Consider the following 25,344-nt stretch of genomic DNA (forward strand, 5'->3'; position numbering starts at 1 on the left):
ACGATCGCGATCGCCCCTCTCGATGGGGCAGGACGATGGGGAAAATAATCAAGATAGGGATCTTGTCAATAAGACTGGGAAAAATATTTGGGCGCTGTCTTGCCGCCCCACACGCGTCATTCCCCGGCACACCAATGGGTGTGCCTGAGGGCGGCTGCGCGCCTTCGCAGGCGAACCTCAGCCACTCCACTTGGAGCGGCGGGGAATCTCAGCATGGGAGTCTTTGATCGTGCCAAACACTCCGGGATTCCGGGTTCGCACTAAGCGGGCTTTGCCGCTTCGTGCGCCCCGGAATGACCAGGGAGAGACGGGCGTTATCAATCAGAACTTCGCCTAGCTCACGAACTCGGTGCGCCTGTATCCCTGCGCATACAGCAGTGCCGTGAGATCGCCGTGGTCGATGCGGGCTGCTGCGGCAGCAGCCACTGCCGGCTTGGCGTGATAGGCGACGCCAAGGCCCGCATCCTGGATCATGGCGAGATCGTTGGCGCCGTCGCCGACAGCCAGCGTGTCGAGATTGTCGAGGTCGAAGGACTCGCGCAGTTCGACGAGGGTCGCCAGTTTTGCGGCCTTGCCGAGGATCGGCTCGGCAACGGTGCCCGTGAGCTTGCCATCTTTCACATGCAGCACGTTGGCGCGGTTTTCCTGGAAGCCGACGAGCTCGGCGACCTTGGCTGTGAACAGCGTGAAGCCGCCGGAGACAAGGCAGGTATAGGCGCCATTGGCGCGCATGGTCTGTACCAGCTCACGGCCGCCCGGGGTCAGCGTGATACGCTCGGCCAGCACTTCGTCGACGACGCCGACATTCAGGTCCTTCAACAACGCGACGCGTTCGCGCAGCGCCGGTTCGAATTCGATCTCGCCGCGCATGGCGCGTTCGGTGATCGCAGCGACATGGGCCTTGAGGCCGGCGAAATCCGCGAGCTCGTCGATACATTCCTGGCCGATCATGGTGGAATCCATGTCGGCGAGAAAAAGCTTCTTGCGCCGGCCCTCGACAGGCTGCACGACAACATCGATCGGCATGTCGCCGCGGGCGGCGCGGAGGCGATCGCCGAGCGCGAGCATGTTGTGGTCGCTGGTAAACAGGATGTCGGCGGCGACGCCGTCGCTCAGCCAGTGCGCTTCGGTGTCGCCCGGCAGAAGCGCGCGCAGACCGTCGACCACCGTGCTATCGAGAGCAGGATCGGCGGGGTTGCAGATCAGGGTCGCAACGAGAGACATGACGTGAGTTCCAGGGCAGACAACAGAGCGCTGCTTATCGCAGGGCCGACCGCCAGCGGCAAGTCGGCGCTGGCGCTGGCCGTGGCGCGTGCGCAGGAGGGCGTGGTCATCAATACCGACAGCATGCAGGTCTATCGCGACCTGCGCGTGCTCACCGCGCGACCGACGGTTGAGGAAGAAGCGCTGGCGCCGCACCGGCTCTATGGCACGGTCGATGCCGCGGTGAATTTCTCCGCAGGCGCGTGGGTGGAGGAGGCGGCACGCGTGCTCGCGGAAGTGCGGGCGCAGGGCAAGCTTCCGATCTTCATCGGTGGCTCCGGACTGTATTTCAAGGCGCTGACGCGCGGGCTCTCGGCGGTGCCGCCGATTGCCGCCGAGGTGCGCGACGATGTCCGCGCACGGCTGGAGCGCGACGGGCCGGAGGCGCTGCATGCGCAGCTCGCGCGCGTCGATCCGGTCTCTGCCGCACGGCTGAACCTGCGCGACCGCACGCGCATCGCCCGTGCGCTGGAAGTGGTGGAAGCGACCGGGCGGTCGCTCACCGACTGGCACAGCCAGGGCCTGCCGCCGCTGCTGCCGCCGGAGGGCGTGACCGCGCTGTTTCTCGCGCCAGAACGCGACGAACTCTATGCGCGGATCGATGCGCGCTTCGGCAAGATGCTGGACGAGGGAGCGCTGGACGAGGTGGCTGCACTGGCCGCGCGCGGTCTGGACCCGCTGTTGCCGGCGATGAAGGCCCATGGCGTGCCGGCGCTGATCCGGCATATCCGCGGCGAGATCTCGCGCGAGGAAGCCGCCGAGATCGGACGGGCCGATACGCGGCATTATGCCAAGCGGCAGTTCACATGGTTTCGGCATCAACTGCCGGAGTTTGAATGGATGACGCCGGAGGAGGCGGGGGCGAAACTGTAGGGTGGGCAAAGGCGTCCTTGCGCCGTGCCCACCGTTCTATGCTCTGCGTGTGATGGTGGGCACGCTTCGCTTTGCCCGCCCTACAGTCTGCGGCGCAGGCCCCACAATGCCAGAAGCGCGGTCGCCAGTATCGCCATTCCTACGGTGACGAAACCCAGGGTCACAATGGTTTCCTGCAACGGCGGAGCGCTGTGGCCGGCTCCGGTGATCAGCGACAGGCTGTTGGCGCCGACGATCGCCGCGAGCGTCGTCGTCGCCCAGTTCGCATAGGTGCCGTACAGCGCGAGCCAGAAGGTAACTGTCGGCATGCGGCCGGACAGACGCACGTGATGCCACGCCGCGCCCAGCGCGATCAGGAACGTGCCGTTCATCAAACCTTCGAGATGCGCGGCGAGACCCATGCGTGGGTTGCTGAAGTGGGGCTCGGCAAAGCCCGTCAGCAGCCCGAGTAGAAACAGGAACATGCCGTGCCAGATCAGGCGGCGCTGCCTTTCGTCGCTCATGGTCGCTTACCCTCGCTTCCTGCCGGCTATCCCGGCAGGATTGGGCAAGGAATCCGCGCGTGCAAGTATCCGTCGTGCGGCGCTTATGTCCGCGCCAGGGCGGGGCACGAGCTGGTGCATATCAGCCCGCCCGATTTTTCCGCTCGCCGAACGCGAAAGACCCGGCTAGGCTTCGAAATCAGCGCGATCACAGCAACTTCCCTTGACATCCCCGGTTTGCTGGCTATGTTCCGCGCAAGTTATGAAAAGTCGGACTGATCCTGTGCGCAATAAAGTTACAAGCCTCCTTATTATCGTGGTACCCTGGCGCACCGCCGGGGGTAGCTGACGGCTACCCACGAACCGAGCGGTGTGCACAGGGTCCTGAACGGGCCCTTTTTTATTGTCTGAACTTCAAGCTTTCCGAACCCAGCGACCATCCAGACCAAGCCGCGCCGCAGAGCGCATCCGGAGCGAACCATGAGCGACAGCAAGCCCCACGATCCCAATCAGATGACCGGCGCAGCGATGATCGTGCGCGCGTTTGCGGATCACGGCGTCAAGCACATCTTCGGCTATCCCGGCGGTGCGGTGCTGCCGATCTATGACGAGATCTTTCAGCAGTCCGAGGTCGAGCACATTCTGGTCCGCCACGAACAGGGCGCCGGCCATGCCGCCGAAGGCTATGCGCGCTCCACCGGCCTGCCGGGCGTCGTGCTGGTGACCTCGGGTCCCGGCGCCACCAATATGGTGACGCCGCTGGCCGACGCGCTGATGGATTCGATCCCGCTGGTCTGCATCACCGGCCAGGTCCCGACGCATCTGATCGGCAACGACGCGTTCCAGGAATGCGACACCGTCGGCATCACGCGACCCTGCACCAAGCACAACTGGCTGGTCCGCGACGTCAACGATCTCGCCAAGGTGCTGCATGAAGCCTTCTACGTCGCCACCACCGGCCGTCCGGGTCCGGTCGTCGTCGACGTTCCGAAGGACGTGCAGTTCGCCACCGGCACCTATCATCCGCCGCGCAAGTCGGACGTCCATATCTCCTACGCGCCGCGCGTGAAGGGCGATGCCAACGCGATCCGCAAGGCGGTGTCGCTGCTGGCGGGTGCCAAGAAGCCGATCATCTATTCCGGCGGCGGCGTCATCAATTCGGGCCTCGCGGCCTCGAAGCTGCTGCGCGAACTGGTCGAGGTCACCGGGTTTCCGATCACCTCGACGCTGATGGGCCTCGGCGCCTATCCGGCCTCCGGCCCGAACTGGCTGGGCATGCTGGGCATGCACGGCACCTACGAAGCCAACATGGCGATGCATGATTGCGACGTCATGCTGTGCGTCGGCGCGCGTTTCGATGACCGCATCACCGGACGTACGGACGCGTTCTCGCCGAACTCGAAGAAGATCCACATCGACATCGATCCGTCGTCGATCAACAAGAACATCCGCGTCGACGTGCCGATCATCGGCGACTGCGGCAATGTGCTGGGCGACATCCTGCAGGTGTTCAAAGCGGAGGCGAAGAAGCCGGACACCAAGGCGTGGTGGAAAGACATCGCCGGCTGGCGCGCGCGCAATTCGCTGGCCTACAAGAAGAACAACGACGTGATCCTGCCGCAGTTCGCGATCCAGCGGCTGTTCGAGGCGACGAAGAATCTCGACACCTACATCACGACCGAGGTCGGCCAGCACCAGATGTGGGCGGCGCAGTTCTTCGGCTTCGAGGAGCCGCATCGCTGGATGACGTCCGGTGGTCTCGGCACCATGGGCTACGGCCTGCCGGCGGCGCTGGGCGTGCAGGTCGCGCATCCGGACTCGCTGGTCATCGATATCGGCGGCGATGCCTCGGTGCAGATGACGATGCAGGAAATGTCGGCAGCGGTTCAGCATGAACTGCCGATCAAGATCTTCATCCTGAACAACCAGTATATGGGCATGGTGCGCCAGTGGCAGCAGCTGCTGCATGGCAACCGGCTGTCGCATTCCTATTCCGAGGCGCTGCCTGATTTCGTCAAGCTTGCTGAGGCCTATGGCGGCGTCGGCTTCCAGTGCAGCAAGCCCGGCGATCTCGACGGCGCATTGCAGGAGATGATCAAGGTGAAGAAGCCGGTGCTGTTCGACTGCCGCGTCGCGGCGCTGGAGAACTGCTTCCCGATGATCCCGTCCGGCAAGGCCCATAACGAAATGCTGCTGCCGCTGGAGGCGAATGACGAAGCCACGGCTGCGGCTTTCGCGGGCGGCAAGGCGCTGGTGTGAGGCTTCTAACCTCTCCCCGCCTGCGGGGAGAGGTCGCCCGGCGGAGCGCAGCGAAGACGGGCGGGTGAGGGGGGCCTCTCCACCTGCTCCGAGCCTGCCGAGGCTCCCCCTCATCCCGACCTTCTCCCCGCACGCGGGGAGAAGGAGCTTACGTCACCCGCGGCTAAATCGAATTCTGACCGAGACGGTTGAAAAGAGAAACGACAATGGAACAGCCTGCCTCCGCCTATTTCATGGAAGAGCGTCACGACCCCAATGAGACGCATACGCTGACGGTGCTCGTCGCCAACGAGCCTGGCGTGCTCGCGCGCGTCATCGGGCTTTTTTCGGGCCGCGGTTACAATATCGAAAGTCTCACAGTGTCGGAGACCGAGAGCCACAAGCACGTCTCGCGCATCACCATTGTCACCACCGGCACGCCGATGGTGATCACGCAGATCAAGCATCAGCTCGATCGCATGATCCCGGTGCATCGCGTTGTCGACATGACGCTGACCGGCCGCTCCATCGAGCGCGAACTCGCCATGGTCAAGCTGCGCGGCACCGGCGAACATCGCGTCGAGGCGCTGCGTTTGGCCGAAGCGTTCCGTGCGCGGGTGATCGACGCCACCATCGAGAGCTTTGTGTTCGAGATCACCGGCAATACCGGCAAGATCAACCAGTTCATCGACCTGATGCGGCCGCTCGGCCTTGTCGAGGTCTCGCGGACCGGCGTGGCCGCGATCAGCCGCGGCCCGGAGGGGATGTAGCCTCCGCGCATCGCAGTCATGAAACCCTTCGACATTGCACTGGCCGTTGCGGTGGCCGTGATCTGGGGCGTCGGCTTCGTGCTGACCCGGATGGCGGTCGACGAGATGTCGTCGACGCTGCTCACCACGCTGCGTTTCGGCATCACGGCGCTGCCGTGTCTGTTCCTGCCGAAGCCGAAACTGTCATGGCTGCTGATCGTCGCCACCAGCTGGCTGCTGGTGGCGCAGTTTCTGGCGCAGACCTATGGCTTGGCGCATGGCGTGCCGGCCGGCCTGACCGCGGTGATCGTGCAGAGCCAGGCGCTGTTCACGGTGGGCTTCGCCGCGCTGTTCCTGCGCGAGATGCCGACGGCCCAGCAGGTCGCGGGGATCGTGATTGCGATGGGCGGATTGCTGCTGATCTGCTTCACCGTCGGTTATGATTTCAGCGTGTTCGCCTTCGCGGTGCTGATGACCGCGCCGGTGAGTTTTGCCTTTTCCAATCTGCTGCTGCGACGCGCGAAGAACGTGTCGATGCTCGATCTGTTTGCCTGGATCAGCCTTGTCGCCCTGCTGCCGCTGCTGGTCGTGCTGTTCAGCGTCGATGGCGCCAGCGCGACGTGGCACGCACTGACGCATGCATCGCTGAAGGCCTTCACCTGTGTACTGTTCCTCGCAGTGATCGGCACCACACTCGGTTACTGGATCTGGGGCCGGCTGCTGCGCGATTACTCTGCGGCGCAGGTGGTGCCGTTTGCACTGCTGGTGCCGTTTATCGGCGCGGCGGCGTCGAGCATCACCTTCGGCGAAACATTCGGACCGCTGCGGCTCGCGGGCATGATCGTCGTCGTCTGCGGCATTGCCGTGATGCTGCTGTCGAGGCGCCCGCCCGCGCTCGTCGAAGTGGCGTGAGGCGGACATGTCGCAGCAACTCTTCTACGCATTCCTGGTCTTTGCGGTCGTGATGTTCTTCACGCCCGGTCCCAACAACATCATGCTGCTGGCGTCCGGTTTGAACTTCGGATTCCGCCGCACGCTGCCGCATATGGCCGGTGTGACCTTCGGCTTTGCGTTCATGGTGGGTGTCACCGGTATCGGTCTCGGAGCAGTGTTTGCCTCCGTTCCCGTTCTGCAGACCATCCTGAAATATAGCGGTGCGGCCTATCTGGTTTATCTCGCAGTTGCGATAGCGCGCTCCGGGCCGCCGGATCCGGGCGAGGCGGAGACACGCCGGCCGATGACCTTCATCGGGGCGGCGCTGTTTCAATGGGTGAATGTGAAGGGGTGGGTGATGGCCATCGGCACCATCACGGCCTATGCCGCGGTCGCCAGCTATCCGTGGAACGTGTGCGTGCAGGTGGCGGTATCCGTGGCTATGGGGGGCCTGTCATCGGGCGCCTGGGCGCTGTCGGGCAGTGCCCTGCAATCGCTGGTCAAATCGCCGCGGGCGGTCCGGGTGTTCAACATCACCATGGCGTTGCTTCTGATCGCCTCCCTGTATCCCGTGCTGGTCGAGCTATGAGCCCGGCGCGCAGCGCAAAATCACCGTCGCGGGCTTGTCTCGCGGCACCCGTCGCCCTAGAAACCGGCGGCAATTCATGGTCATCCACCACGCGGTGGTGACCCGTTCGAACGGGCAGCTTTGAAATATAGTTGCTGAAGAGAGGAAATACCCATGCGAGTTTATTACGATCGCGACGCCGACCTGAACCTGATCAAGGGCAAGAAGGTCTGCATCGTCGGCTACGGCAGCCAGGGCCATGCCCATGCGCTGAACCTCAAGGACTCCGGCGTCAAGGACGTCGTGATCGCGCTCCGCAAGGGCTCGGCCACCGCGAAGAAGGCGGAAGCCGCCGGCTTCAAGGTGATGGAAGTCGCCGAGGCCGCCAAGTGGGCCGACCTGATGATGATGCTCACCCCCGACGAATTGCAGGGCGACATCTATCGCGACCACATGCACGACAACATGAAGAAGGGCGCAGCGCTCGTTTTCGCCCACGGCCTCAACGTGCACTTCAACCTGCTCGATCCGCGCGAAGATCTCGACGTGCTGATGATCGCGCCGAAGGGCCCCGGCCACACCGTGCGTTCGGAATATCAGCGCGGCGGCGGCGTGCCCTGCCTGATCGCGGTTCACAAGGACGTCTCGGGCAATGCCCATGACCTCGGCCTGTCCTACGCTTCGGCAGTGGGCGGCGGCCGCGCCGGCATCATCGAGACCTCGTTCAAGGAAGAGTGCGAAACCGACCTGTTCGGCGAGCAGGCCGTTCTCTGCGGCGGCACCGTCGAACTGATCCGCGCCGGTTTCGAGACGCTGGTGGAAGCCGGCTACGCGCCGGAAATGGCCTACTTCGAGTGCCTGCACGAGCTGAAGCTGATCGTCGATCTGATCTATGAAGGCGGCATCGCCAACATGAACTACTCGATCTCCAACACGGCCGAGTACGGCGAATACGTCACCGGCCCACGCATTGTCACCTCGGAGACCAAGGCCGAGATGAAGCGCGTGCTCACCGACATTCAGTCGGGCAAGTTCGCGCGCGACTGGATGCTCGAGAACAAGGTCAACCAGGCCTCGTTCAAGGCAACCCGTCAGCGCAACAACGCGCATCCGATCGAGGAAGTGGGCGCCAAGCTCCGCGACATGATGCCGTGGATCAAGGAAAAGGCGCTGGTCGACAAGACCAAGAACTAAGCGCCTCTTCAGACGCAGCTATCGACGGGACCGCGGCAACGCGGTCCCGTTTTAGTTTGCAGACAATGCCACGCGCGCCCGGCGGCGCTTCAGCACGGCCGCCGCGATCCTGAGCGCCATCACCACAATCAACGGCATCAGGAACCAGACATAGTTCGGCATTTGCGGGATGCGCATGCCGAAGCTGACCATGAACTGAAACCAGAGATAATAGATGCCGGTCGTGTGCAGGATGCGCCATGCGCGCGGGCCGATCGCCGCCGCCGTTCGGTCAAATGACGTTGCCGCCATCGCAATGATGAAGGCGTAGCCGATACCGCCGAAGATGTAGGAGGCGGGCGTCGTTGCCGCGGCGTAGTCAGCAGGCGCCATCACGGCGAAGCCGATAATGGCGACGGCATGGATGGCATGGGACGCCGCGAAGGTCAGGCCGAGGGTGCGGCGGTTGCGTCGCAGCCAGCGCGTGCCGGATGTCGGCCAGAGCAGGGCGAGTGCGGATGCTGCGAAAGCGAGGCAGAAGAACAGCAGCGAGCTGCGCGCCGTGAAGCGGATCGCCATCCTGATGCCGTCGACTTCGAAGCCGCGCATGCCGCCGATCCAGGCGCTGAGCGCGATCAGGACAAGCGTCAGCACGGCGAGCAGCCGCCAGCCTTCGAACCAGTTGCGCCGATCCCGTGTCATGATGTTCCCCTGTGTTGTCATATGTAATCACCAGTTACATTCGGTGCGGCCGATCCAGTCAATTGTGTAATCGGTGATTACATTCACGATACGGTGATGCTATGCTGGGGCATGTCCAGGTCCGCAAAGCCGCCGCCGTCCAGATCAGCGCCAAAGTCGCCGGTTCGAAAACGAGCCCTTCAGTCATCCGCCGCGCCGCGCGGTGCCAAAGGTCGAACGCCGTCGCCGAAGACCTATCACCACGGCGATCTGCGCCGTGTACTGATTGCGGCGGCGCTTGAACTGGCAGAGGAAGGCGGTGCGGATGCCGTCAGTGTGCGCGAGGCCGCGCGCCGCGCCGGGGTTTCGCCGGGGGCGCCGTTCCGGCACTTCCCCAGCCGAAATGACCTGATGAGCGCGGTGGCGGAAGAGGCACAGCGCCGTTTCCGTAGTGCCATTGCTGCCGCGATCGCCGAAACGTCTTCCGAGGATCCGCTGGTTCGGTTTCGCGCGTTTGGCCTGGCCTATCTGCGCTGGGCGATGAAAAATCCCGCGCATTTCGAGGTGATCTCGAGCGGGAAGTATTTCGCCCATGACCAGTCGGCGGTGGTGCGCGAGGACAATGCCGAACTGATCGACATGACCGGGCAATTGCTCGGTGATGCGCAGGACAGGGGTCAGTTGCGCTCCGCGGATCTGCGCATCATGAAGATCGCAGGTCGCGCACTGGTCTATGGCTTTGCCCGCATGAATATCGACGGGCATTTTCCGCGCTGGGGTGTCGCGGATGCCGAGGCCGATCAGATGGCCGAGGCGATCATCACGCTGTTCGTTGATGGGATCGCAAAGCCTGTCTGAACAGCGATTGCGTTCGAATATTCATCGAACCTGCGCGGCTTGCTGTCGAAGATCGACAAGTCTCAGGTGCGGCGTCTCCACGGGCATCGGCCATACCACCGCGAAGCTTCTGCCGGCGCGCGGTTTTCGCGTGTTCGGCAGCGTGCGCAGGCAGGTCGATGCAGAGCGCTTGCAAGCCGAGTTCGGCGCGAACTTCGTCCCGCTGCTGCCGCGGCGCTGACTGGATGCGCTCATGGCGAAGCAGTTGGGATTACAGCCCAAATAGCGGGGCCATTTGTCGCCTCGACAGCGGGTCCAAAATCGCCTAACTGGTCTTACCAGATTGGTAGGGTCAATTCATGCTTGCCACCGTCAGCACCGAAACCTCCGACGCCGTTCGGAAGACGCTTGAATTCGTCCGGCATCACCGGCTTGCGAAAGGCGACCGGCTGCCGTCGGAGCGGGACCTGTCGGAGCGGTTCGGCGTGACGCGCGGGTCTGTCCGCGAGGCGCTGGCGGTGCTCGATGCCATGCGGCTCACCGAGCGGAAGCCCAAATCGGGCATCTATCTGCGCAACGCGCTGGAAGACAGCGGGCTCGATGTGCTGGTGCTGCAGGCCGATCTCGGGCTGCCCTTCGATGCGCAGGTGACGGGTGATGTCACCGAGGCCAGAATCCTGTGCGAGGAACAGGCGTTCCGCCTGGCCTGCCAGCGCCGCACCGACGCCGATCTCGCGAAGCTGCATCAGCTGCTCGACACCTATGCGGTGCTCGTCGCCAATGGCAGCAATCTCGCCGACGAGGACGTCGCATTCCATCTCGCCGTGGTCGCAGCCAGCCAGAACCGCGTGCTGGTCCGCACGCTGACGCCGCTGATGCTGATGAGCACGGGCTGGCGTCGTCGCTATTTCGGCTCTGCAGAAATCCGCCAGCGCTCGCTCATTGATCATCGCGCCTTCGTCGCCGCTATTGCAGCGCGCGACGAAGCGACAGCCACGATGCTGGTGCATCGCCACGTGCAGACCGCAGCCGAAGACGTGCGGGCGCTGGCCGAGCAGGGTGCTACGGACCCCGACATCAAGGATTGATTGCGAACGACACAAGCACCTGGCGAGCCGCGCAACAATCCCGACCAACGGGAAGGCTCAGATCGAATACGGCAACGGCCGTAGCGGTAACCACCGCAAGCACTGGAAACGCAAAACAAGGACGTATGATGCGTATGAAGACGATTGCCATGACTGCAACCTCGATGGCCGCTTGTGCGGTGGCTGTCGTAATGGCCGCAAGCCCGGCACTGGCGCAGAAGAAATATGGCCCCGGCGCCTCTGACACCGAAATCAAGATCGGCAACACCGTGCCTTATAGTGGTCCGGCTTCGGCCTATGGCATTCTCGGCAAGTCCTACGCGGCCTATTTCAAGAAGATCAACGACGAGGGCGGCATCAACGGCCGCAAGATCGTTTTCATCAGCTATGACGACGCCTATTCGCCGCCGAAGACCGTGGAGCAGACGCGCAAGCTGGTCGAGAGCGACGAGGTGATGGCGATCGTCGGCAATGTCGGCACCGCCGCGAATGCCGCGATCCAGAAATACGTCAACGCCAAGAAGACGCCGCAGCTGTTTCTCGCGACCGGCGCCACGCGCTGGAACGATCCGAAGCAGTTTCCCTGGACCATGGGCTGGCTGCCGAGCTATCACGCCGAAGCCGCTGCCTATGCGAAGTATCTCCTGAAGGAAAAGCCCGATGCGAAAATCGGCGTGCTCTACCAGAACGACGATTTCGGCAAGGACTATCTGAAGGGATTGAAGGAAGGTTTCGGCGACAAAGGAGCGTCGATGATCGTGGCGGAGGCGAGCTACGAGGTGTCCGAGCCGACGATCGACTCGCAAATCGTCAAGCTGAAGGCCGCCGGCGTCGATACGCTGTTTTCCTTCGCGGTCGGAAAATTCGCCGCGCAGTCGATCAAGAAAGTCGCCGAGCTCGGCTGGAAGCCGCTGCACATCGTCCCGAATGCGAGTTCGTCGCTGGGCAGCGTGATCCGTCCGGCAGGCTTCGAGAATGCGCAGGACGTTCTGTCGGCCACCTTCGCCAAGGATCCCACCGATCCGCAGTGGAAGGACGATCCGGGCATGAAGAACTTCCATGCCTATGTCGAGAAGTACATTCCGGAAGGCAAGGCGATGGAGAGCACCGTGCTGTCCGGCTACAGCATCGCCCAGACCATGGTCGAGGCGCTGCGCCTGTGCGGCGACGATCTCACCCATGAGAACCTGATGAAGCAGGCGGCCAATCTCAAGGGTCTCCAGCTCGATGGCCTGCTGCCGGGCGTCACGGTCAATACGTCCGCGACCGACTACTCGCCCATCGACCAGTTCCAGATGATGAGCTTCAAGGGCGAACGCTGGGAGCGCTTCGGCGAGATCATCAAGGGCGAGACGCCGACCGCAGTGCGGTAACGGTCATACTTCTCGTGTCCCGGACGCAGCACAGCACGCCCCGCGCGTGATGTGCTGCAGAGCCGGGATCACGCGGACAGTAGGATGGGTAGAGCGCAGCGAAACCCATCATCTGTTCACCGGACGCCCCGATGGGTTTCGCTCCGGCGCTCCGCGCCTGCGCTCTACCCATCCTACAGGACGGATCTGTTTGCGACCGACAAACGCCCGGACCGGCACCGCCTGCGTCGAAAGGTTCATTGTCCGTTCATGACGTGTGTATTACGATTTTGTGACATTCCGCAGGGTCCGGGCGCGGCGTGAGCCGGCTGGCCGTTGCCAGACAGGGCAGTCTTCTTGCCGGGTGTTCGCAGGCAAGCCATGCTGCCGTCGCCGATCTCCACCTCTCCGGCGCAAGCCGGCCGCCGCTTCAGGGAGCGATTGGCGGCCGCTTGGCAATATGCCCGGCACCGGCCGCTGCGCGCGGCGCTGATCGCCGCGATCCATGCCCTCGCGATCTATGTTCTCGCCTCGGTCGAATACGGCCCGTTCGCCATGACGCTGGCGCTGCTCACCTGGGCGTTGCTGAACTTCCTGTTCCTCGCGCTGTTCAAGCGGCCGGGGGTCAGTGCGGTGCTGTCGCTGCTGCTGGTTACGGTGCTGATCGTGCTGTCGCAGTTCAAGTTCGGCATCACGCAGTTGACGCTGACCTTCCTGGATTTCCTGATCATCGATCGCGACACGATCTCGTTCCTGCATTCGATCTTCCCGCAACTGCGCACCTGGCTGCTGATCGCGGCCGCCGTGGCGCTGCCGGTCCTGTGGCTGATCTGGCGCGCCGATCCGTTCCGCCTGCGCCGCCGCAGCGCGCTGGCCTGCGCAGGCATCTGCCTGGCGGGGATCGTAGGCCTGTCGGCGGCCAATCCCGAGAAACCATGGGAGCCGTTCCAGGGCGTCAATCACATTTCCAATCTGGCGCGTTCCGGCGTCGTCTCCGTGTCGCATCTGACCGCGACCGGCTGGATCGAGGCGGATTCCAAGAGCCTCGTGAGTTCGGCGCTGGCATCGCCGATGACCACCTGCGAGCCCGGTGTGAAGCGGCCGAATATCGTGATGGTGCTGGACGAGTCGTCCTTCGACATCTCGGCGGCGCCCGGCATCAAGGTGCCGGCCGGCTATCATGATTACTTCAAATCCGCGGACGGCCAGCAGCGCGCCCTGATCACCGAGTCCAGCGGCGGGCCGACCTGGTACACCGAGTTCAACATCTTCACCGGCCTGTCGGCCCGCTCGTTCGGCGCGCTGAAATTCTATGTGACCCGCATCGCCGCCGGGAAGATTTCGCGTGGCCTGCCGCAGGCGCTGCAGCGCTGCGGCTACAAGACCTTCTCGCTCTATCCGACCTACGGCAATTTCCTCAGCGCCCGCAGCTTCCAGCAGGGCGCCGGCATCGATGGCTTCATCGACATGGCGGCGATGGGTGTCAGCGAGGATATGCAGCCCGATCGCTTCTATTTCGATCAGGCCAGGGATCTCATCGCGCGCGAGAGCAAGACCGACCAGCCGGTCTTCGTGCTGGTCTATCTCACTGCCAATCATTTTCCGTGGACGACGACCTATCGCGACGACCTGACGCCCGCCGGCTGGCAGGCGCCGGGCAATACGGCCGAGGCGGATGAGTATATCCGCCGCCAGGCCATGACGGCTGCGGACTACAAGGGCTTCGTCGCGCAGCTGAAGATGGATCATCCGGCCGAGCCATTCCTGCTGGTGCGGTTCGGCGATCACCAGCCGGCAATTGCGCAGAAGCTGCTCGAGCCCGAGCTGCCGCAGCCGCAGCGCGCCGACCGGATCATGACGCATGATGTCAGGTACTACACGACCTATTACGCCATCGACGCGCTGAACTACCGGCCTGACCTGTCATCGGCGCTGCCGGTGCTCGATGCTGCCTATCTGCCGCTCATGGTGCAGGAGGCCGCACGCGTGCCGCTCGATCCGTCCTTTGTCGAGCAGAAGAAGATCATGCTCCGCTGCAAGGGCGTGTTCTATGGCTGCAAGGGCGGCGATGAAGCCAGCCGGTTCAACCGATGGCTGATCGATGCGGGGCTGATCAAGGATCTGTAAACGCGCGTGTGGCGCTACTTCTTCCCCATCTTCTCCCACATCCACCGCGCCACGCTCTCCGGTGAGCTCGTCGCATCATTGCCGGACGCGCGCAGGTTGGCCTCGCGCATCAGCGGCAGATCGATCTTGCCCAGCAATGGCTGCAGGGCCGCGCGCAGCTTCTCGTCGCCCGCGCGTTTCGGCGCCAGCAGCATGATCGCGTCATAGGGCGGGATCGCGTGTCTGGGATCATCCAGCACCACGAGATCATATTTCGCGATCAGTCCATCGCTGGTGTAGCCGGCGATGACATCGACCTCGCCGGAGGCGACGGCGGCATACATGAAGTCCGGCTGCATGGTGCGCTGGGCCTTGAAGGAGAGGCCATAGGCCGCTTTCAACCCCGCCCATTCCGGCCGTGAGAAGAATTCGTAGTCGCCGGCGATGGTCATGGTGCCGCTCAGCGCCGCGAGATCGGCTGCAGTCTTGATCCCGAGCGCCTGCGCCTTCATGCGCGGCATCACCAGCGCATAGGCATTGGCGAAACCGAGTTCGCCGAACAGCGTGATATTGGCTTTCGCCAGCGTCGTCTTCAGTTCGGTGAGCAACTGTTCGCGCGGCAGGATCTCGCTGCGATGAAACTGGTTGGCCCACAGCGTGCCGGAATAATCCACGTAGACATCGATATCGCCCGAGACCAGCGCATCATAGATGACGCTGGAGCCGAGGCCCTGCCGCGTGGCGGTCGCGAGCCCGGCGGCCTGCAGCCGCTGCGACATCAGCGCCGCGAGCACATATTGTTCGGTGAAGGTCTTCGCGCCGACCACGATGCGTGTGCCGGAGCGAGCAAGACTCGGTGCCAGTGTCACGATCACCAGCGCGGCGATCCCGAATAAGCCGATGGCGGTGCGGATACGGCTGCGCAGGCGGATGCCGGTTTCGATCAGCGCCAGCAATTGATCGACGGCCAGCGCAAGCACCGCGGCCGCGACGCAGCCGAAGATCACCAGCACCCAGTTCTGGGTCTGCAGGCCCGCGAAGATGTAGTTGCCCAGGCTGGTCTGGCCGATCGGCGTCGACAGCGTCGCGGTGCCGATCACCCACACCGCGGAGGTGCGGATGCCGGCCATGATCACGGGGAGCGCAAGCGGCAATTCCACCATGGTCAGCGATTGCCGCGGCGTCATGCCGACGCCTCGCGCGGCTTCGGTGAGGGCAGGATCGACTCCGTTCAATCCCGTGATGGTGTTGCGCAGCACCGGCAGCATCGAATACAGCGCCAGCGCCAGCACCGCCGGCAGGAAGCCGAAGGCCGAGAAGCTGACGCCGATATATTGCAGTGACAGCGCCGCAAGTGCGAGCAGCAGCGGGTAGAACAGCGCAAGCAGTGCCAATCCGGGCACCGTCTGCACGATACTGGCGATGCCGAGCAGGGTGCCGCGCAGCACCGGCCGATGCCGCGCGATGATCGCCAGCGGCAGGCTGATGGCGAGACCGAGCGCCAGCGCAGCGAGGCTGACGCGGACATGATTGCCAAGATAATCCGGCAGATGGCCGAGCGCGTCGCTCCAGCGCGGATCGCTGAACAGGCTCATGTCGCATTGCCCTGGGGCGGGGCGCCATTTTTTGGCAGCAACATCTGAAGCCGCTTTGCCTGCCGACGCGGCGTGCCGAGCAACTCGCCGACATAGGGATCAGCGCTTTTGGACAACTCGGTGGGCGTGCCTTGCGCGAGCAGTTTGCCCGAGCGCATCACCGCGACGCGGTCCGCCAGCAGGATCGCTTCGGTCATGTCATGGGTAATCATGATGGTGGTGAGCTTGAGCGTGCGATGCAAGTCGCGAAAATCGTCGCCGAGCGCATCGCGGGTCAGCGGATCGAGCGCACCGAAGGGCTCGTCCATCAGCACGATGCGTGGCCTGGCCGCCAGCGCACGCGCGACGCCGACGCGCTGGCGCTGGCCGCCGGAGAGTTCGTGCGGGAAACGATCGCGATGCTGGTTGCGATCGAGGCGCACGAGATCGAGCAGTTCGTCGACGCGATCTGCGATCTCCATGGGCGGGGTGCCGAGCAATCTGGGCGTGATGCCGATATTGTCTTTGATGCTCATATGCGGAAACAGGCCGCCGCTTTGGAACACGTAGCCGATACGCCGGCGGAGCTCGATCGGGTCGACCTGCGCGACGTCCTCGCCGGCGATGATGATGCTGCCCGCGTCCGGCACGATCAGCCGGTTGGCCAGCCGCATCAGCGTGGTCTTGCCGGAGCCGGAATTGCCGACCACCGCGAGGAACTCGCCCTCGGCAATATCGAGCGAAACGTCATCGACGGCGTTGACGGCCCCGCCGTCGAAGCTCTTGCTGACATGCTGGAAGGCGATCAGGGGGGCAGCGGAGGTCATGTCCCGGACTATCACAGCCGTGGCGACCCACCAAGCTCGGCCGGCCGTTGAATTGTCTGCCCCGCAGCGCTAAGCCAATGCCTGACCAAAAACACTCTGGGGAACGCGCGTGCAGGCAGGTGGAGCCGCGGCATCGATGGCGGTGGCGCTTGATGACGCGACAGTGGCATTCGGCATCGCCGACAATCGCATCTATACGGCGGTGGAGAAGGCGACGCTGCGGGTGGCGGATGGCGAATTCGTTGCCATCGTCGGGCCGACCGGCTGCGGCAAATCCACCTTGCTCAATGTCGCCGCCGGGTTGCTCGCACCGGCCTCCGGCACCGTCCGGATTTTCGATCAGCCATTGAACGGTTTGAACGCACAGGCCGGCTACCTGTTTCAGGCCGATGCGCTGTTTCCCTGGAAGACCGCGCTCGACAATGTCGCCATCGGGCTGGAGATCGCCGTTGCACACGCCGAAGCGCTGGCGCGGGCGCAGGACTGGCTCACGTCGGTCGGCCTCGGCGCCTTCGCGGGCCGCTATCCGCATATGCTGTCGGGCGGCCAGCGCAAGCGCGTCGGTCTTGCGCAGGTGCTGATCCGCAATCCGAAGATCCTGCTGATGGACGAGCCGTTCGGTCCGCTCGATGCGCAGACCCGGCAGGTGATGGGCAACCTGCTGCTGGATCTGTGGAGCAGGGATCGCAAGGCGGTGCTGTTCGTCACCCACGATCTCGAAGAAGCGATCGCGCTGGCCGACCGCGTCGTCATCATGTCGGCGGGGCCGGGCTCGCGCATCATCGGCGACTGGAAAGTGCCGTTACCGCGGCCGCGCGATATTTTCGAGGTGCGGCTCGACAAGGATTTTCACGCGCTTCACCGCGAGATCTGGAGCGTGCTGAAGGACGAGGTGATGAAGGGCTATGCGCAGTCGTCCGGCGTGGGAGCCGCGTCATGACGCGTCCTGTGCTGCTGCTGTGTCAGGTGCTGGTTGCCGTGGTCGTCATCGGGCTGTGGCATCTGCTCACCACTGTGCCGGTGTTCGGCCGCATCCTGCTGCCACCGTTCTTCTTCTCCAACCCACTCGATGTCGGCAGCCAGATCTACAGCTGGTTCGCGTCAGGCATTATCTGGAAGCATCTCGGCATCACGCTGCTGGAATCTGTGCTGGCCTTCGTTATCGGCTCGACCCTGGGCGTGCTGATCGGCTTCTGGTTCGCGCGCCAGCCGCGGCTCGCCGCGATCTTCGATCCCTATGTGAAGATGGCCAATGCGCTGCCGCGCGTGGTGCTGGCGCCGATCTTCGCGCTGTGGCTCGGGCTCGGTATCTGGTCGAAGGTGGCGCTTGGCGTCACGCTGGTATTCTTCATCGTGTTCTTCAACGTCTATCAGGGCGTCAAGGAAGTCAGCCCCACGGTGCTCGCCAATGGCCGCATGCTGGGCATGAGCGAGCGGCAGTTGATGCGCCACGTGTTCTGGCCGTCGGCGCTGTCGTGGATGTTCTCGTCGCTGCATACCGCAGTGGGCTTTGCGGTCGTCGGCGCCGTGGTCGGCGAATATCTCGGCTCGGCGGCCGGGCTGGGTTATGTGATCCAGCAGGCGGAGGGCACGTTCGACGTGGCCGGCGTGTTCGCGGGCATGTTCGTGCTGTCGGCCTTTGTGATCGCCATCGATGTGCTGGTGACGATGGTCGAGAAACGGTTGCTGGTGTGGAAGCCGGTGGTGAGTGACGGGCGGAGCTGAGAGGTAGCCTCTCCCCGCAAGCGGGGAGAGGTTAAGCAGGAGCGTCGCTACCTACGGCAGGACCTTGGTATCGTCCGGCGCCTGCGGCGGGGTCTTGATGGCGATGGCGCGGAACGGCTTGCCGTCGGGCTTGGTGCCGCCATGGGGCGTGCCCTTGGGGATGATGATGAGGTCGCCGGCCTTGACCGGCACTTCCTTGTCTCCGAGCCACACCGTGCCGGTGCCTTCCAGGATGTACTGGATCTCATTGGTGTTGGGATGCATGTGCTTCACCACATTGCCGTCCTGTACCGAGATGGTCGCGCCGTCGGCGGACATGAACATCTTCGAGCGGAAGCCGGTGGGCGATGCGGGTCCCAGTGCGTCGCCGGTGAGTTCGGGGACGTGAATGACCTGAGCGGTGATGTTTTCTGCAGCCTGTGCCGGCGTGATGCCTTCGGGCACGAGATGCGTGATGAGGCAACCGGCAGCGAAAGCGGCCGTGATGGAGAGTGTCGCGGTAATGCGCTTCATGAACGTTCCCCCTGGATGACAATGATTTGCCGCGCGGATGCTATGTCGTGGGATGTCCGTTGACCAGTGCCGGCTTTCCAACCGGCAGAGGCTCATCTATCCTCCGCGCTGCAAAGCAGCGGAGGAAACAATGACAACAAACATGAAAACCGGCTTGAGCCGTTTATTCCTTGCACGTTTTTTCCTTGCGGGTCTCCTGTCACTGTTTCTCGTTCAGCCTGCTGCAGCGCAAAGCAAGATCACGATCGCCGTCGGTGGCGGGGCGTGCCTGTGCTATCTGCCGACGGTGCTGGCCAAGCAGCTCGGCGAATATGAAAAAGCGGGTCTCGCCGTCGAGCTCGTTGACCTCAAGGGCGGCTCGGATGCGCTGAAGGCTGTCCTCGGCGGCAGCGCCGATGTGGTTTCCGGCTATTTCGATCATTGCGTCAATCTCGCTGCCAAGAAGCAGGAGCTGCAGAGCTTCGTGGTCTATGACCGCTATCCCGGTCTGGTGCTGGTGGTATCGCCGAAGCACACCGGCAAGATCACGTCGATCAAGGATCTCGCCGGCAAGAAGGTCGGCGTCAGCGCGCCGGGCTCGTCCACCGACTTCTTTCTGAAGTATCAACTCAAGAAGAACGGCCTCGATCCGGCCGGCACGGCGGTGATCGGCGTCGGCCTCGGCGCGACCGCGGTGGCAGCGATGGAGCAGGGGCAGATCGAAGCCGCCGTGATGCTCGATCCTGCCGTTACCGTGCTGCAGGGCAGCCACAAAGACCTCATGATTCTCAGCGATACCCGCACGCAGAAGGACACAATGGCCGTGTTCTCCGGCGAATATCCCGGCGGCGCGCTGTATTCGACGACGGCCTGGGTCAATGGTCACGAGAAGGAAGTGCAGGGTCTCACCAACGCGATCATGAATACGTTGAAATGGATCCACAGCCATACGCCGGAAGAGATCATGGCGAAGATGCCCGAAGGCATCGTCGGCAAGGACAAGGAACTCTATCTCGCCGCACTCAGGAACACGATTCCGATGTATTCGGAAACAGGATTGATGGATCCGAAGGGCGCAGCGGCCGTGCTCGCCGTCTTCAGCGAGGGCTCGCCGGAAGTAGCGAAAGCCAATATCGATGTCAGCAAGACCTATACCAACAAATATGTCGAACAGTTCGCAAGGACGATGGGAACGAATGCGAAGTAGAGATACGCAATGACGGCAGAGCTCGTTCTTCGTTCCGTCAAGAAGCTCGATCTCGTCTTTAGTGAGTGGCAATGGCTGTTCGCACATGAGCATCGCAACAAGATCGACGCGCACTTTGCCGAAGCGCGCCGCGCGAAGCCGGAAATATTCAACGGTCAAATCCTGATGGCTCGCGATCCGGTCTTCGCAGGGGATACCTTCAGCGCGCGATACTTTCAGACCGACTTCGCCAGTTTTCTTGCCTGGCGCGACTGGGGCTTCCCGGACGCGTCGGTGTTCAACGGTTTCGGTATGGGCGCATTGAGGACGAGTGACGGCGCCTTCGTGCTCGGTGAGATGGGCCAGCACACAGCGAACGCCGGCAAGATCTACTTTCCGGCTGGTACACCGGATCTCAATGACCTGCGCGGTGATACGGTCGACATTCCCGGCAGCGTCACACGGGAGACGGAGGAGGAGGTCGGCCTGATGCCCGATGACTACTGTGCGGCCGATCAGTGGGACATCGTGCAGGCCGGATCGCTGACCGCGATGATCCGTATGCTCGATCTAGCCGTGTCGGGCGACGCTGTGCGGGCGCGGATCGAAGCCAACCTTGCCACGCAGGATGATCGGGAGCTGAGCGCCATTCATCTGGTACGGAGCCCCAGCGATTTCACCGAGACGATGCCGGCTTATATTCGCGCCTTCCTGGCGGCCAAGCTCTGACGTCTGGCGCCGGGGATGTCGGCACGCTACGCTTGCAATCCCTGTGTCCCGGAGTTGCCGATCTCATGTCTGCCAAGCCAGTTGTGTCTGCGTTGAAGTCCTATATCGAGCCATATCGGGTCGATGGTTCGAAGGCTTTTCACCTCAAGGCGCATGACACCAATGCGTCAGGCGGGCTGCACAAGGAAACCGGCAAGAAGATCATCGAGGCCAACCGCCGCCGGCTGCAGGAGCTGCAGGAAAAGCTCTATGCGCAGGATCGCTGGTCGCTGCTGCTGATCTTCCAGGGCATGGACGCCGCCGGCAAGGATAGCGCCATCGAGAGTGTGTTCGACGGCATCAATCCGCAGGGCTGCGAGGTTCATTCGTTCAAGACGCCGTCATCGAACGAGCTCGATCATGATTTCATGTGGCGTCACACCGTCGCACTGCCACAGCGCGGCCGGATCGGCATCTTCAATCGCTCTTATTACGAGGAATGTCTGGTGGTGCGGGTGCATCCGGAAATCCTCGCCAAGCAGAAGATTCCGGCGGAACTGGTGACGAAGAGAATCTGGCGTGAGCGCTTCGAGGACATCACCGCCTTCGAAAAGTATCTCGCGCGCAACGGCACCGTGGTGCTGAAATTCTTTCTCAACGTCTCCAAGGAGGAGCAGCGCGAGCGTTTCCTTGATCGTCTGGAACAGCCCGCGAAGAACTGGAAGTTCTCATCGGCGGACATCACCGAGCGTGCGTTGTGGGACAAGTATCAGGAGGCCTATGAAGACCTGGTCAGGCATACGTCCTGCGAGGAAGCGCCGTGGCATGTCGTGCCGGCAGATCGCAAATGGTTCTCGCGCGTGGTGATCGGTTCGGCGATCGTCAACGCGCTTGAAAAGCTCGACCTGCAATTCCCGACAGTGAATGGCGAGGACAAGAAGGATTTCATGCTGATCCGCGAGGCTCTGGAGAAGGAAGGGCCATCGCGGGACGGCGCGCCTGTGGTGAAGAAGGTCGCCAAGAAGGCCAAGAAGAAAGCGGCGAAGCGCTAGGACTTGGCTCGTCATTCCGGGGTCGCGCCTGGCTCGCGCCGGCCTGGCCCCCGGCACACCAATTGGTGTGCCGGGGAATGACGTGTTTGCTGCTAACTCAGCTTCAATTCCTTCAACACCGCGGCCACCTTGTCCTGCGCCGCATCGTTCAATGGCAGCACGGGGCGTGGTGGCTTCGCATCCGTCAGCCCCATGATATCCGCAGCCGCATACATCACGCGCAGGCTTGAATATTGCTTGAACAGATCCCACAGCGGCTGCATCGCGCCATTGAGGCGGCGCGCTTCGTCTGCATTGCCGGCCTGCGCCGCGCGCGTGATGGCCAGACAGCTTTTGGGAAACAGACCCGCAGCGACGCAATACCAGGCATCGCCGCCAGCGAGCAGCGTCTCCATCGAATTCCAGTCCCCGGCATAGCCGACCGAGAAGCCTGATGGCACGGCGGCGCGCATCTGCTTGAGATGATCCGCCGCGAGGCTCGCTTCGGGCGATGTCCCTTTCACGGCCACGACGCCGGGAATCCGCGCAATGCGGCCGATGAGGTCGGGCGTGAACTTGAAATGCGTGGTGGCGAAATTGTCGTAGATCACGATCGGCAGTTTGCTTGTCCCGGCAACCGCCTTGAAGTGCTCGAACACCTCATCCTCGGTCAGCGGCGTATAGGACACCGGCGCCAGCAGGCCGGCGGCAGCACCGGCCGCCTTGGCGTCGCGGGCAAGGTTGATCGTCTCATCGGTGCGCAGCGCGCCGATACCCACCAGCACGGGGACGCGGCCATTGACCTCGGCGATGGCGGCGTCTGTGGCGCGGCGGCGCTCGTCGCGGGTCAGGAAAGGGTAGGACCCGGTGCTGCCCAGGAGGCCAATGGAATCCACCTTGGCGGCCGCCAGCGGCGCTACCAGTCGCTGGAGCGCGGGCGTATCGACCCGGCCATTGGTGTTCATCGGCGTGATCGGGAAAGCGGATAATCCCCTGGCGAAAGTCATCGTTCTGTCCTCGTCATTACCGTTCGGTCTTAGGGCAAAAGGGGGGCCGGGAACACGTCCAGTTGGCGATGTTCCGGGTAAGCCAGTTGACCGCTTGCGCCCGCGGCCTTTCGGAGGGATTTAGGTCAGTCTTCCTGACCCTCTTAGCCGTTGCAGGCCCCCGTATTTGTCGTCTAGAACCACCTCAGGCTCCGGTCGGCAACGAACCATCAATGGTTTGCGCCGAGGATGTAGGCCTGAAGGTGTGGTAATGCTGATTCGCAGCGACATGGTTGGAGTTTCCGGGGGAGTGGCTGTTGCCGCTGGTCCCGACGCGATTCCGGCTGCCTCGCTGTCCCTTTCTTCGGCATCGACCCTCCTCGGCGGGCTGCTTCTGCTTATCTGCCCCTGAGCGCCGTCTGGGCCATCTGGCCTGGGTACTCAGGGGATCATGACACGCAGACCATCAGCTTTCCCTGGCGCCCACACAGACCGCGCCCCGACTTAAGGAATATCCCATGACCGCGACCACGAAGTCCGACAAGGACCGCGTCTTCATTTTCGACACGACCTTGCGCGACGGCGAGCAGTGCCCCGGCGCCACCATGACTTTTGAAGAGAAGCTGGAAATCGCCGAGATGCTCGACGATATGGGCGTCGATATTATCGAGGCCGGCTTCCCGATCTCGTCGGAAGGCGATTTCGAGGCGGTGCACGAGATCGCCAAGCGCTCGAAGAATTCGGTCATCGCCGGTCTCGGCCGCGTCAATCCGAAGGACATCGATCGCTGCGCCGAAGCCGTGAAGCCCGCCGGTGATCGTGCCCGCGTGCACATGGTGATCGCGACCTCGCCGCTGCATATGCGCGTCAAGCTGAACATGACCCCGGAGCAGGTGATCGACGCCTCGGTGGCCGGCGTTACCCGCGCGCGCAACTTGGTCAGCAATGTCGAATGGTCGGCCGAAGACGCGACCCGCAGCGACATCGACTTCCTGTGCCGCATCACCGAAGCCGTCATCAAGGCCGGCGCCACCACGGTGAATATTCCCGACACCGTCGGCTACACCACGCCGGAGGAATACACCCGCATCATCCGCACTCTGCGCGAACGTGTGCCGAATTCCGATCAGGCGATCTTCTCCGTGCATTGCCACAACGATCTCGGCATGGCGGTGGCCAATACGCTGGCCGGCATCGATGGCGGTGCGCGCCAAGTGGAATGCACCATCAACGGCATCGGCGAGCGCGCGGGCAATGCGGCGCTCGAAGAAGTCGTAATGGCGATCAATGTGCGCAACGACAAATTCCCGTACTGGAACAAGATCGACCCAACCTGGCTGACGCGGGCCTCGAAAGTCGTGTCGGCGGCGACCTCGTTCCCGGTGCAGTACAACAAGGCGATTGTCGGCCGGAACGCCTTCGCCCATGAGAGCGGCATCCATCAGGATGGCGTGCTGAAGGACGCCTCGACCTACGAAATCATGACGCCGGCGTCGGTCGGCCTCAAGCAGTCGTCGATCGTGCTGGGCAAGCATTCCGGCCGCCATGCTTTCGTGCACCGTCTGGAAGAGCTGGGCTACAAGCTCGGCAAGAACCAGATGGAAGACGCCTTCATCCGCATGAAGGCGCTGGCCGACCGCAAGAAGGATATCTATGACGAGGATATCGAGGCGCTGATCGACCAGGAGATCGCGCAGTCGCACGACCGCATCAAGCTGACCTCGCTGACGGTGATCGCCGGCACCCACGGTCCGCAGCGCGCCACCATGAAGCTGAACGTCGACGGCGTGACCAAGATCGAGGAAGCCGAAGGCAATGGTCCGGTCGATGCGGTGTTCAATTGCATCAAGGCGCTGGTGCCGCATGAGGCCAAGCTGGAGCTGTATCAGGTCCACGCCGTGACCGAAGGGACCGACGCGCAGGCGGAAGTATCGGTGCGGCTGGCCCATGAAGGTCGCTCGATGACGTCGCGCGCCGCCGACCCGGATACGCTGGTCGCTTCGGCAAAGGCCTATCTCGGTGCGTTGAACAAGATCGTGATGAAGCGTGAGCGCGACATGCCGGCAGCGGTTGCTGCCGCGAGCTGAGCGCTTTCCAAAACCTATACGCGCAATGAAACGCGGCGTCGCAAGACGCCGCGTTTTTTTGCATTGCAGTAAAGCTTTTGCTGCAACCCCTGCGAAGGGAGCGATGGCGTTTGGTCGCCGATGACGATAAAGCTGCCCGTGGCATCCAAGCGCAGCGACTTTTTGAAACAGCTCCGCGCGACCAACAGGGAGAACATCATGCGCAAGTTTATTTTGGCGGCAGCGTCGATCGCGGCGCTCGCGCTGGCCGGTCCGGCCTCCGCTCAATCGCCCATCGTCATCAAGTTCAGCCACGTCGTCGCGCCGAACACGCCGAAGGGGCAGGGCGCGGACAAGTTCAAGGAACTCGCCGAGAAATACACCAATGGCAAGGTGAAGGTTGAGG

At 63.1% G+C, this 25,344-nt stretch carries 23 protein-coding genes and 2 pseudogenes; 18 read left to right on the forward strand and 7 right to left on the reverse strand.

Annotated elements, in window-relative coordinates:
* Positions 1-333: 333 nt before the first annotated feature.
* Positions 334-1,224, reverse strand: coding sequence for a phosphoserine phosphatase SerB (gene serB / locus ACEK02_RS32995; RefSeq protein ID WP_371426093.1), 891 nt, complete (start codon positions 1,222-1,224; stop codon positions 334-336).
* Positions 1,225-1,227: 3 nt separating this feature from the next.
* Between serB and miaA the strand changes: the two genes are divergently transcribed.
* Positions 1,228-2,136 carry a tRNA (adenosine(37)-N6)-dimethylallyltransferase MiaA gene (miaA, locus tag ACEK02_RS33000; RefSeq protein WP_371426095.1) on the forward strand — a complete coding sequence of 303 codons (909 nt, stop codon included), beginning with the start codon at positions 1,228-1,230 and terminating at the stop codon, positions 2,134-2,136.
* Between the two features lie 80 nt (positions 2,137-2,216).
* On the opposite strand, the gene ACEK02_RS33005 is transcribed toward miaA, so the two are convergent.
* Positions 2,217-2,639 (reverse strand): hydrogenase, encoded by a 423-nt coding sequence (locus ACEK02_RS33005; protein ID WP_371426097.1) that lies wholly within the window; start codon positions 2,637-2,639, stop codon positions 2,217-2,219.
* Positions 2,640-3,098: 459 nt separating this feature from the next.
* Here ACEK02_RS33005 and ACEK02_RS33010 point away from each other — a divergent pair, with 459 nt between their 5' ends.
* The 5 genes from ACEK02_RS33010 (at position 3,099) to ilvC (ending at position 8,300) form a co-directional block, all read left to right on the forward strand.
* On the forward strand, positions 3,099-4,877 hold the full coding sequence (locus ACEK02_RS33010) for an acetolactate synthase 3 large subunit (protein ID WP_371426099.1): 1,779 nt from the start codon (positions 3,099-3,101) through the stop codon (positions 4,875-4,877).
* Positions 4,878-5,083: 206 nt separating this feature from the next.
* Positions 5,084-5,626: an acetolactate synthase small subunit gene (gene ilvN, locus ACEK02_RS33015; protein ID WP_116660748.1), complete on the forward strand. Its 543-nt coding sequence runs from the start codon at positions 5,084-5,086 to the stop codon at positions 5,624-5,626.
* 18 nt (positions 5,627-5,644) lie between these two features.
* Positions 5,645-6,517 (forward strand): EamA family transporter, encoded by an 873-nt coding sequence (locus tag ACEK02_RS33020; RefSeq protein WP_371426101.1) that lies wholly within the window; start codon positions 5,645-5,647, stop codon positions 6,515-6,517.
* A gap of 7 nt (positions 6,518-6,524) precedes the next feature.
* Positions 6,525-7,127 (forward strand): LysE family translocator, encoded by a 603-nt coding sequence (locus ACEK02_RS33025; RefSeq protein ID WP_371426103.1) that lies wholly within the window; start codon positions 6,525-6,527, stop codon positions 7,125-7,127.
* 153 nt (positions 7,128-7,280) lie between these two features.
* Complete coding sequence (gene ilvC, locus ACEK02_RS33030) at positions 7,281-8,300, forward strand: ketol-acid reductoisomerase (protein ID WP_089267877.1); 1,020 nt, start codon at positions 7,281-7,283, stop codon at positions 8,298-8,300.
* Between the two features lie 51 nt (positions 8,301-8,351).
* Here the strand turns inward: ilvC and ACEK02_RS33035 are convergent, their stop codons facing one another.
* Entirely contained in the window at positions 8,352-8,981 is a 630-nt protein-coding gene (locus tag ACEK02_RS33035; RefSeq protein WP_371426105.1) for a hypothetical protein, read from the reverse strand.
* Between the two features lie 111 nt (positions 8,982-9,092).
* On the opposite strand from ACEK02_RS33035, the gene ACEK02_RS33040 reads away from it, so the two are divergent.
* From ACEK02_RS33040 to ACEK02_RS33060, 5 genes and pseudogenes are all read left to right on the forward strand, one after another.
* Positions 9,093-9,818 (forward strand): TetR/AcrR family transcriptional regulator, encoded by a 726-nt coding sequence (locus ACEK02_RS33040; protein ID WP_371426107.1) that lies wholly within the window; start codon positions 9,093-9,095, stop codon positions 9,816-9,818.
* Between the two features lie 19 nt (positions 9,819-9,837).
* Positions 9,838-10,026, forward strand: a pseudogene (locus ACEK02_RS33045) (hypothetical protein); the annotation flags it as partial.
* 130 nt (positions 10,027-10,156) lie between these two features.
* Entirely contained in the window at positions 10,157-10,885 is a 729-nt protein-coding gene (locus ACEK02_RS33050; protein ID WP_371426109.1) for a FadR/GntR family transcriptional regulator, read from the forward strand.
* A gap of 143 nt (positions 10,886-11,028) precedes the next feature.
* On the forward strand, positions 11,029-12,258 hold the full coding sequence (locus tag ACEK02_RS33055; RefSeq protein WP_371426131.1) for an ABC transporter substrate-binding protein: 1,230 nt from the start codon (positions 11,029-11,031) through the stop codon (positions 12,256-12,258).
* Positions 12,259-12,618: 360 nt separating this feature from the next.
* Positions 12,619-14,364, forward strand: a complete 1,746-nt coding sequence (locus tag ACEK02_RS33060; protein WP_371426111.1) for a sulfatase-like hydrolase/transferase — start codon at positions 12,619-12,621, stop codon at positions 14,362-14,364.
* Between the two features lie 14 nt (positions 14,365-14,378).
* Here ACEK02_RS33060 and ACEK02_RS33065 read toward each other — a convergent pair whose 3' ends face one another.
* Positions 14,379-15,938, reverse strand: coding sequence for an ABC transporter permease/substrate-binding protein (locus tag ACEK02_RS33065; RefSeq protein WP_371426113.1), 1,560 nt, complete (start codon positions 15,936-15,938; stop codon positions 14,379-14,381).
* Positions 15,935-16,744 (reverse strand): ATP-binding cassette domain-containing protein, encoded by an 810-nt coding sequence (locus ACEK02_RS33070; RefSeq protein ID WP_371426115.1) that lies wholly within the window; start codon positions 16,742-16,744, stop codon positions 15,935-15,937. Before ACEK02_RS33070 ends, ACEK02_RS33065 begins: the two co-directional genes overlap by 4 nt.
* 136 nt (positions 16,745-16,880) lie before the next feature.
* On the opposite strand from ACEK02_RS33070, the gene ACEK02_RS33075 reads away from it, so the two are divergent.
* Both ACEK02_RS33075 and ACEK02_RS33080 read left to right on the forward strand, forming a co-directional pair.
* Positions 16,881-17,684, forward strand: a complete 804-nt coding sequence (locus tag ACEK02_RS33075; protein ID WP_371426133.1) for an ABC transporter ATP-binding protein — start codon at positions 16,881-16,883, stop codon at positions 17,682-17,684.
* Positions 17,681-18,469, forward strand: a complete 789-nt coding sequence (locus ACEK02_RS33080; protein WP_371426117.1) for an ABC transporter permease — start codon at positions 17,681-17,683, stop codon at positions 18,467-18,469. Before ACEK02_RS33075 ends, ACEK02_RS33080 begins: the two co-directional genes overlap by 4 nt.
* Before the next feature lie 51 nt (positions 18,470-18,520).
* Here the strand turns inward: ACEK02_RS33080 and ACEK02_RS33085 are convergent, their stop codons facing one another.
* Positions 18,521-18,982 carry a cupin domain-containing protein gene (locus ACEK02_RS33085; protein WP_371426119.1) on the reverse strand — a complete coding sequence of 154 codons (462 nt, stop codon included), beginning with the start codon at positions 18,980-18,982 and terminating at the stop codon, positions 18,521-18,523.
* Positions 18,983-19,124: 142 nt separating this feature from the next.
* Here ACEK02_RS33085 and ACEK02_RS33090 point away from each other — a divergent pair, with 142 nt between their 5' ends.
* The 3 genes from ACEK02_RS33090 to ACEK02_RS33100 all read left to right on the forward strand — a co-directional run bounded on the left by ACEK02_RS33090 (position 19,125) and on the right by ACEK02_RS33100 (position 21,907).
* A complete protein-coding gene (locus ACEK02_RS33090) occupies positions 19,125-20,168 on the forward strand; it encodes an ABC transporter substrate-binding protein (RefSeq protein ID WP_371426121.1) in 1,044 nt (347 codons plus the stop codon).
* 9 nt (positions 20,169-20,177) lie between these two features.
* Positions 20,178-20,876, forward strand: a complete 699-nt coding sequence (locus tag ACEK02_RS33095; protein WP_371426123.1) for an NUDIX hydrolase — start codon at positions 20,178-20,180, stop codon at positions 20,874-20,876.
* Between the two features lie 65 nt (positions 20,877-20,941).
* Positions 20,942-21,907: a polyphosphate kinase 2 family protein gene (locus ACEK02_RS33100; RefSeq protein ID WP_371426125.1), complete on the forward strand. Its 966-nt coding sequence runs from the start codon at positions 20,942-20,944 to the stop codon at positions 21,905-21,907.
* A gap of 92 nt (positions 21,908-21,999) precedes the next feature.
* Here ACEK02_RS33100 and ACEK02_RS33105 read toward each other — a convergent pair whose 3' ends face one another.
* Positions 22,000-22,893, reverse strand: coding sequence for a dihydrodipicolinate synthase family protein (locus ACEK02_RS33105; protein ID WP_371426127.1), 894 nt, complete (start codon positions 22,891-22,893; stop codon positions 22,000-22,002).
* Positions 22,894-23,390: 497 nt separating this feature from the next.
* Here ACEK02_RS33105 and ACEK02_RS33110 point away from each other — a divergent pair, with 497 nt between their 5' ends.
* On the forward strand, positions 23,391-24,959 hold the full coding sequence (locus ACEK02_RS33110; RefSeq protein WP_371426129.1) for a 2-isopropylmalate synthase: 1,569 nt from the start codon (positions 23,391-23,393) through the stop codon (positions 24,957-24,959).
* A gap of 198 nt (positions 24,960-25,157) precedes the next feature.
* Positions 25,158-25,344, forward strand: a pseudogene (locus ACEK02_RS33115) (C4-dicarboxylate ABC transporter); the annotation flags it as partial.

This window comes from Tardiphaga sp. (assembly GCF_041424195.1).
Taxonomy (GTDB): Bacteria; Pseudomonadota; Alphaproteobacteria; order Rhizobiales; family Xanthobacteraceae; genus Tardiphaga.

Coding starts and splice junctions, on each gene's coding strand:
- serB (WP_371426093.1), bottom strand. CDS start 1,224: ATGTCTCTCGTTGCGACCCTGATCTGCAACCCCGCCGATCCTGCTCTC.
- ACEK02_RS33005 (WP_371426097.1), bottom strand. CDS start 2,639: ATGAGCGACGAAAGGCAGCGCCGCCTGATCTGGCACGGCATGTTCCTG.
- ACEK02_RS33010 (WP_371426099.1), top strand. CDS start 3,099: ATGAGCGACAGCAAGCCCCACGATCCCAATCAGATGACCGGCGCAGCG.
- ilvN (WP_116660748.1), top strand. CDS start 5,084: ATGGAACAGCCTGCCTCCGCCTATTTCATGGAAGAGCGTCACGACCCC.
- ACEK02_RS33020 (WP_371426101.1), top strand. CDS start 5,645: ATGAAACCCTTCGACATTGCACTGGCCGTTGCGGTGGCCGTGATCTGG.
- ACEK02_RS33025 (WP_371426103.1), top strand. CDS start 6,525: ATGTCGCAGCAACTCTTCTACGCATTCCTGGTCTTTGCGGTCGTGATG.
- ilvC (WP_089267877.1), top strand. CDS start 7,281: ATGCGAGTTTATTACGATCGCGACGCCGACCTGAACCTGATCAAGGGC.
- ACEK02_RS33035 (WP_371426105.1), bottom strand. CDS start 8,981: ATGACACGGGATCGGCGCAACTGGTTCGAAGGCTGGCGGCTGCTCGCC.
- ACEK02_RS33040 (WP_371426107.1), top strand. CDS start 9,093: ATGTCCAGGTCCGCAAAGCCGCCGCCGTCCAGATCAGCGCCAAAGTCG.
- ACEK02_RS33050 (WP_371426109.1), top strand. CDS start 10,157: ATGCTTGCCACCGTCAGCACCGAAACCTCCGACGCCGTTCGGAAGACG.
- ACEK02_RS33060 (WP_371426111.1), top strand. CDS start 12,619: ATGCTGCCGTCGCCGATCTCCACCTCTCCGGCGCAAGCCGGCCGCCGC.
- ACEK02_RS33065 (WP_371426113.1), bottom strand. CDS start 15,938: ATGAGCCTGTTCAGCGATCCGCGCTGGAGCGACGCGCTCGGCCATCTG.
- ACEK02_RS33070 (WP_371426115.1), bottom strand. CDS start 16,744: ATGACCTCCGCTGCCCCCCTGATCGCCTTCCAGCATGTCAGCAAGAGC.
- ACEK02_RS33075 (WP_371426133.1), top strand. CDS start 16,881: ATGGCGGTGGCGCTTGATGACGCGACAGTGGCATTCGGCATCGCCGAC.
- ACEK02_RS33080 (WP_371426117.1), top strand. CDS start 17,681: ATGACGCGTCCTGTGCTGCTGCTGTGTCAGGTGCTGGTTGCCGTGGTC.
- ACEK02_RS33085 (WP_371426119.1), bottom strand. CDS start 18,982: ATGAAGCGCATTACCGCGACACTCTCCATCACGGCCGCTTTCGCTGCC.
- ACEK02_RS33090 (WP_371426121.1), top strand. CDS start 19,125: ATGAAAACCGGCTTGAGCCGTTTATTCCTTGCACGTTTTTTCCTTGCG.
- ACEK02_RS33095 (WP_371426123.1), top strand. CDS start 20,178: ATGACGGCAGAGCTCGTTCTTCGTTCCGTCAAGAAGCTCGATCTCGTC.
- ACEK02_RS33100 (WP_371426125.1), top strand. CDS start 20,942: ATGTCTGCCAAGCCAGTTGTGTCTGCGTTGAAGTCCTATATCGAGCCA.
- ACEK02_RS33105 (WP_371426127.1), bottom strand. CDS start 22,893: ATGACTTTCGCCAGGGGATTATCCGCTTTCCCGATCACGCCGATGAAC.
- ACEK02_RS33110 (WP_371426129.1), top strand. CDS start 23,391: ATGACCGCGACCACGAAGTCCGACAAGGACCGCGTCTTCATTTTCGAC.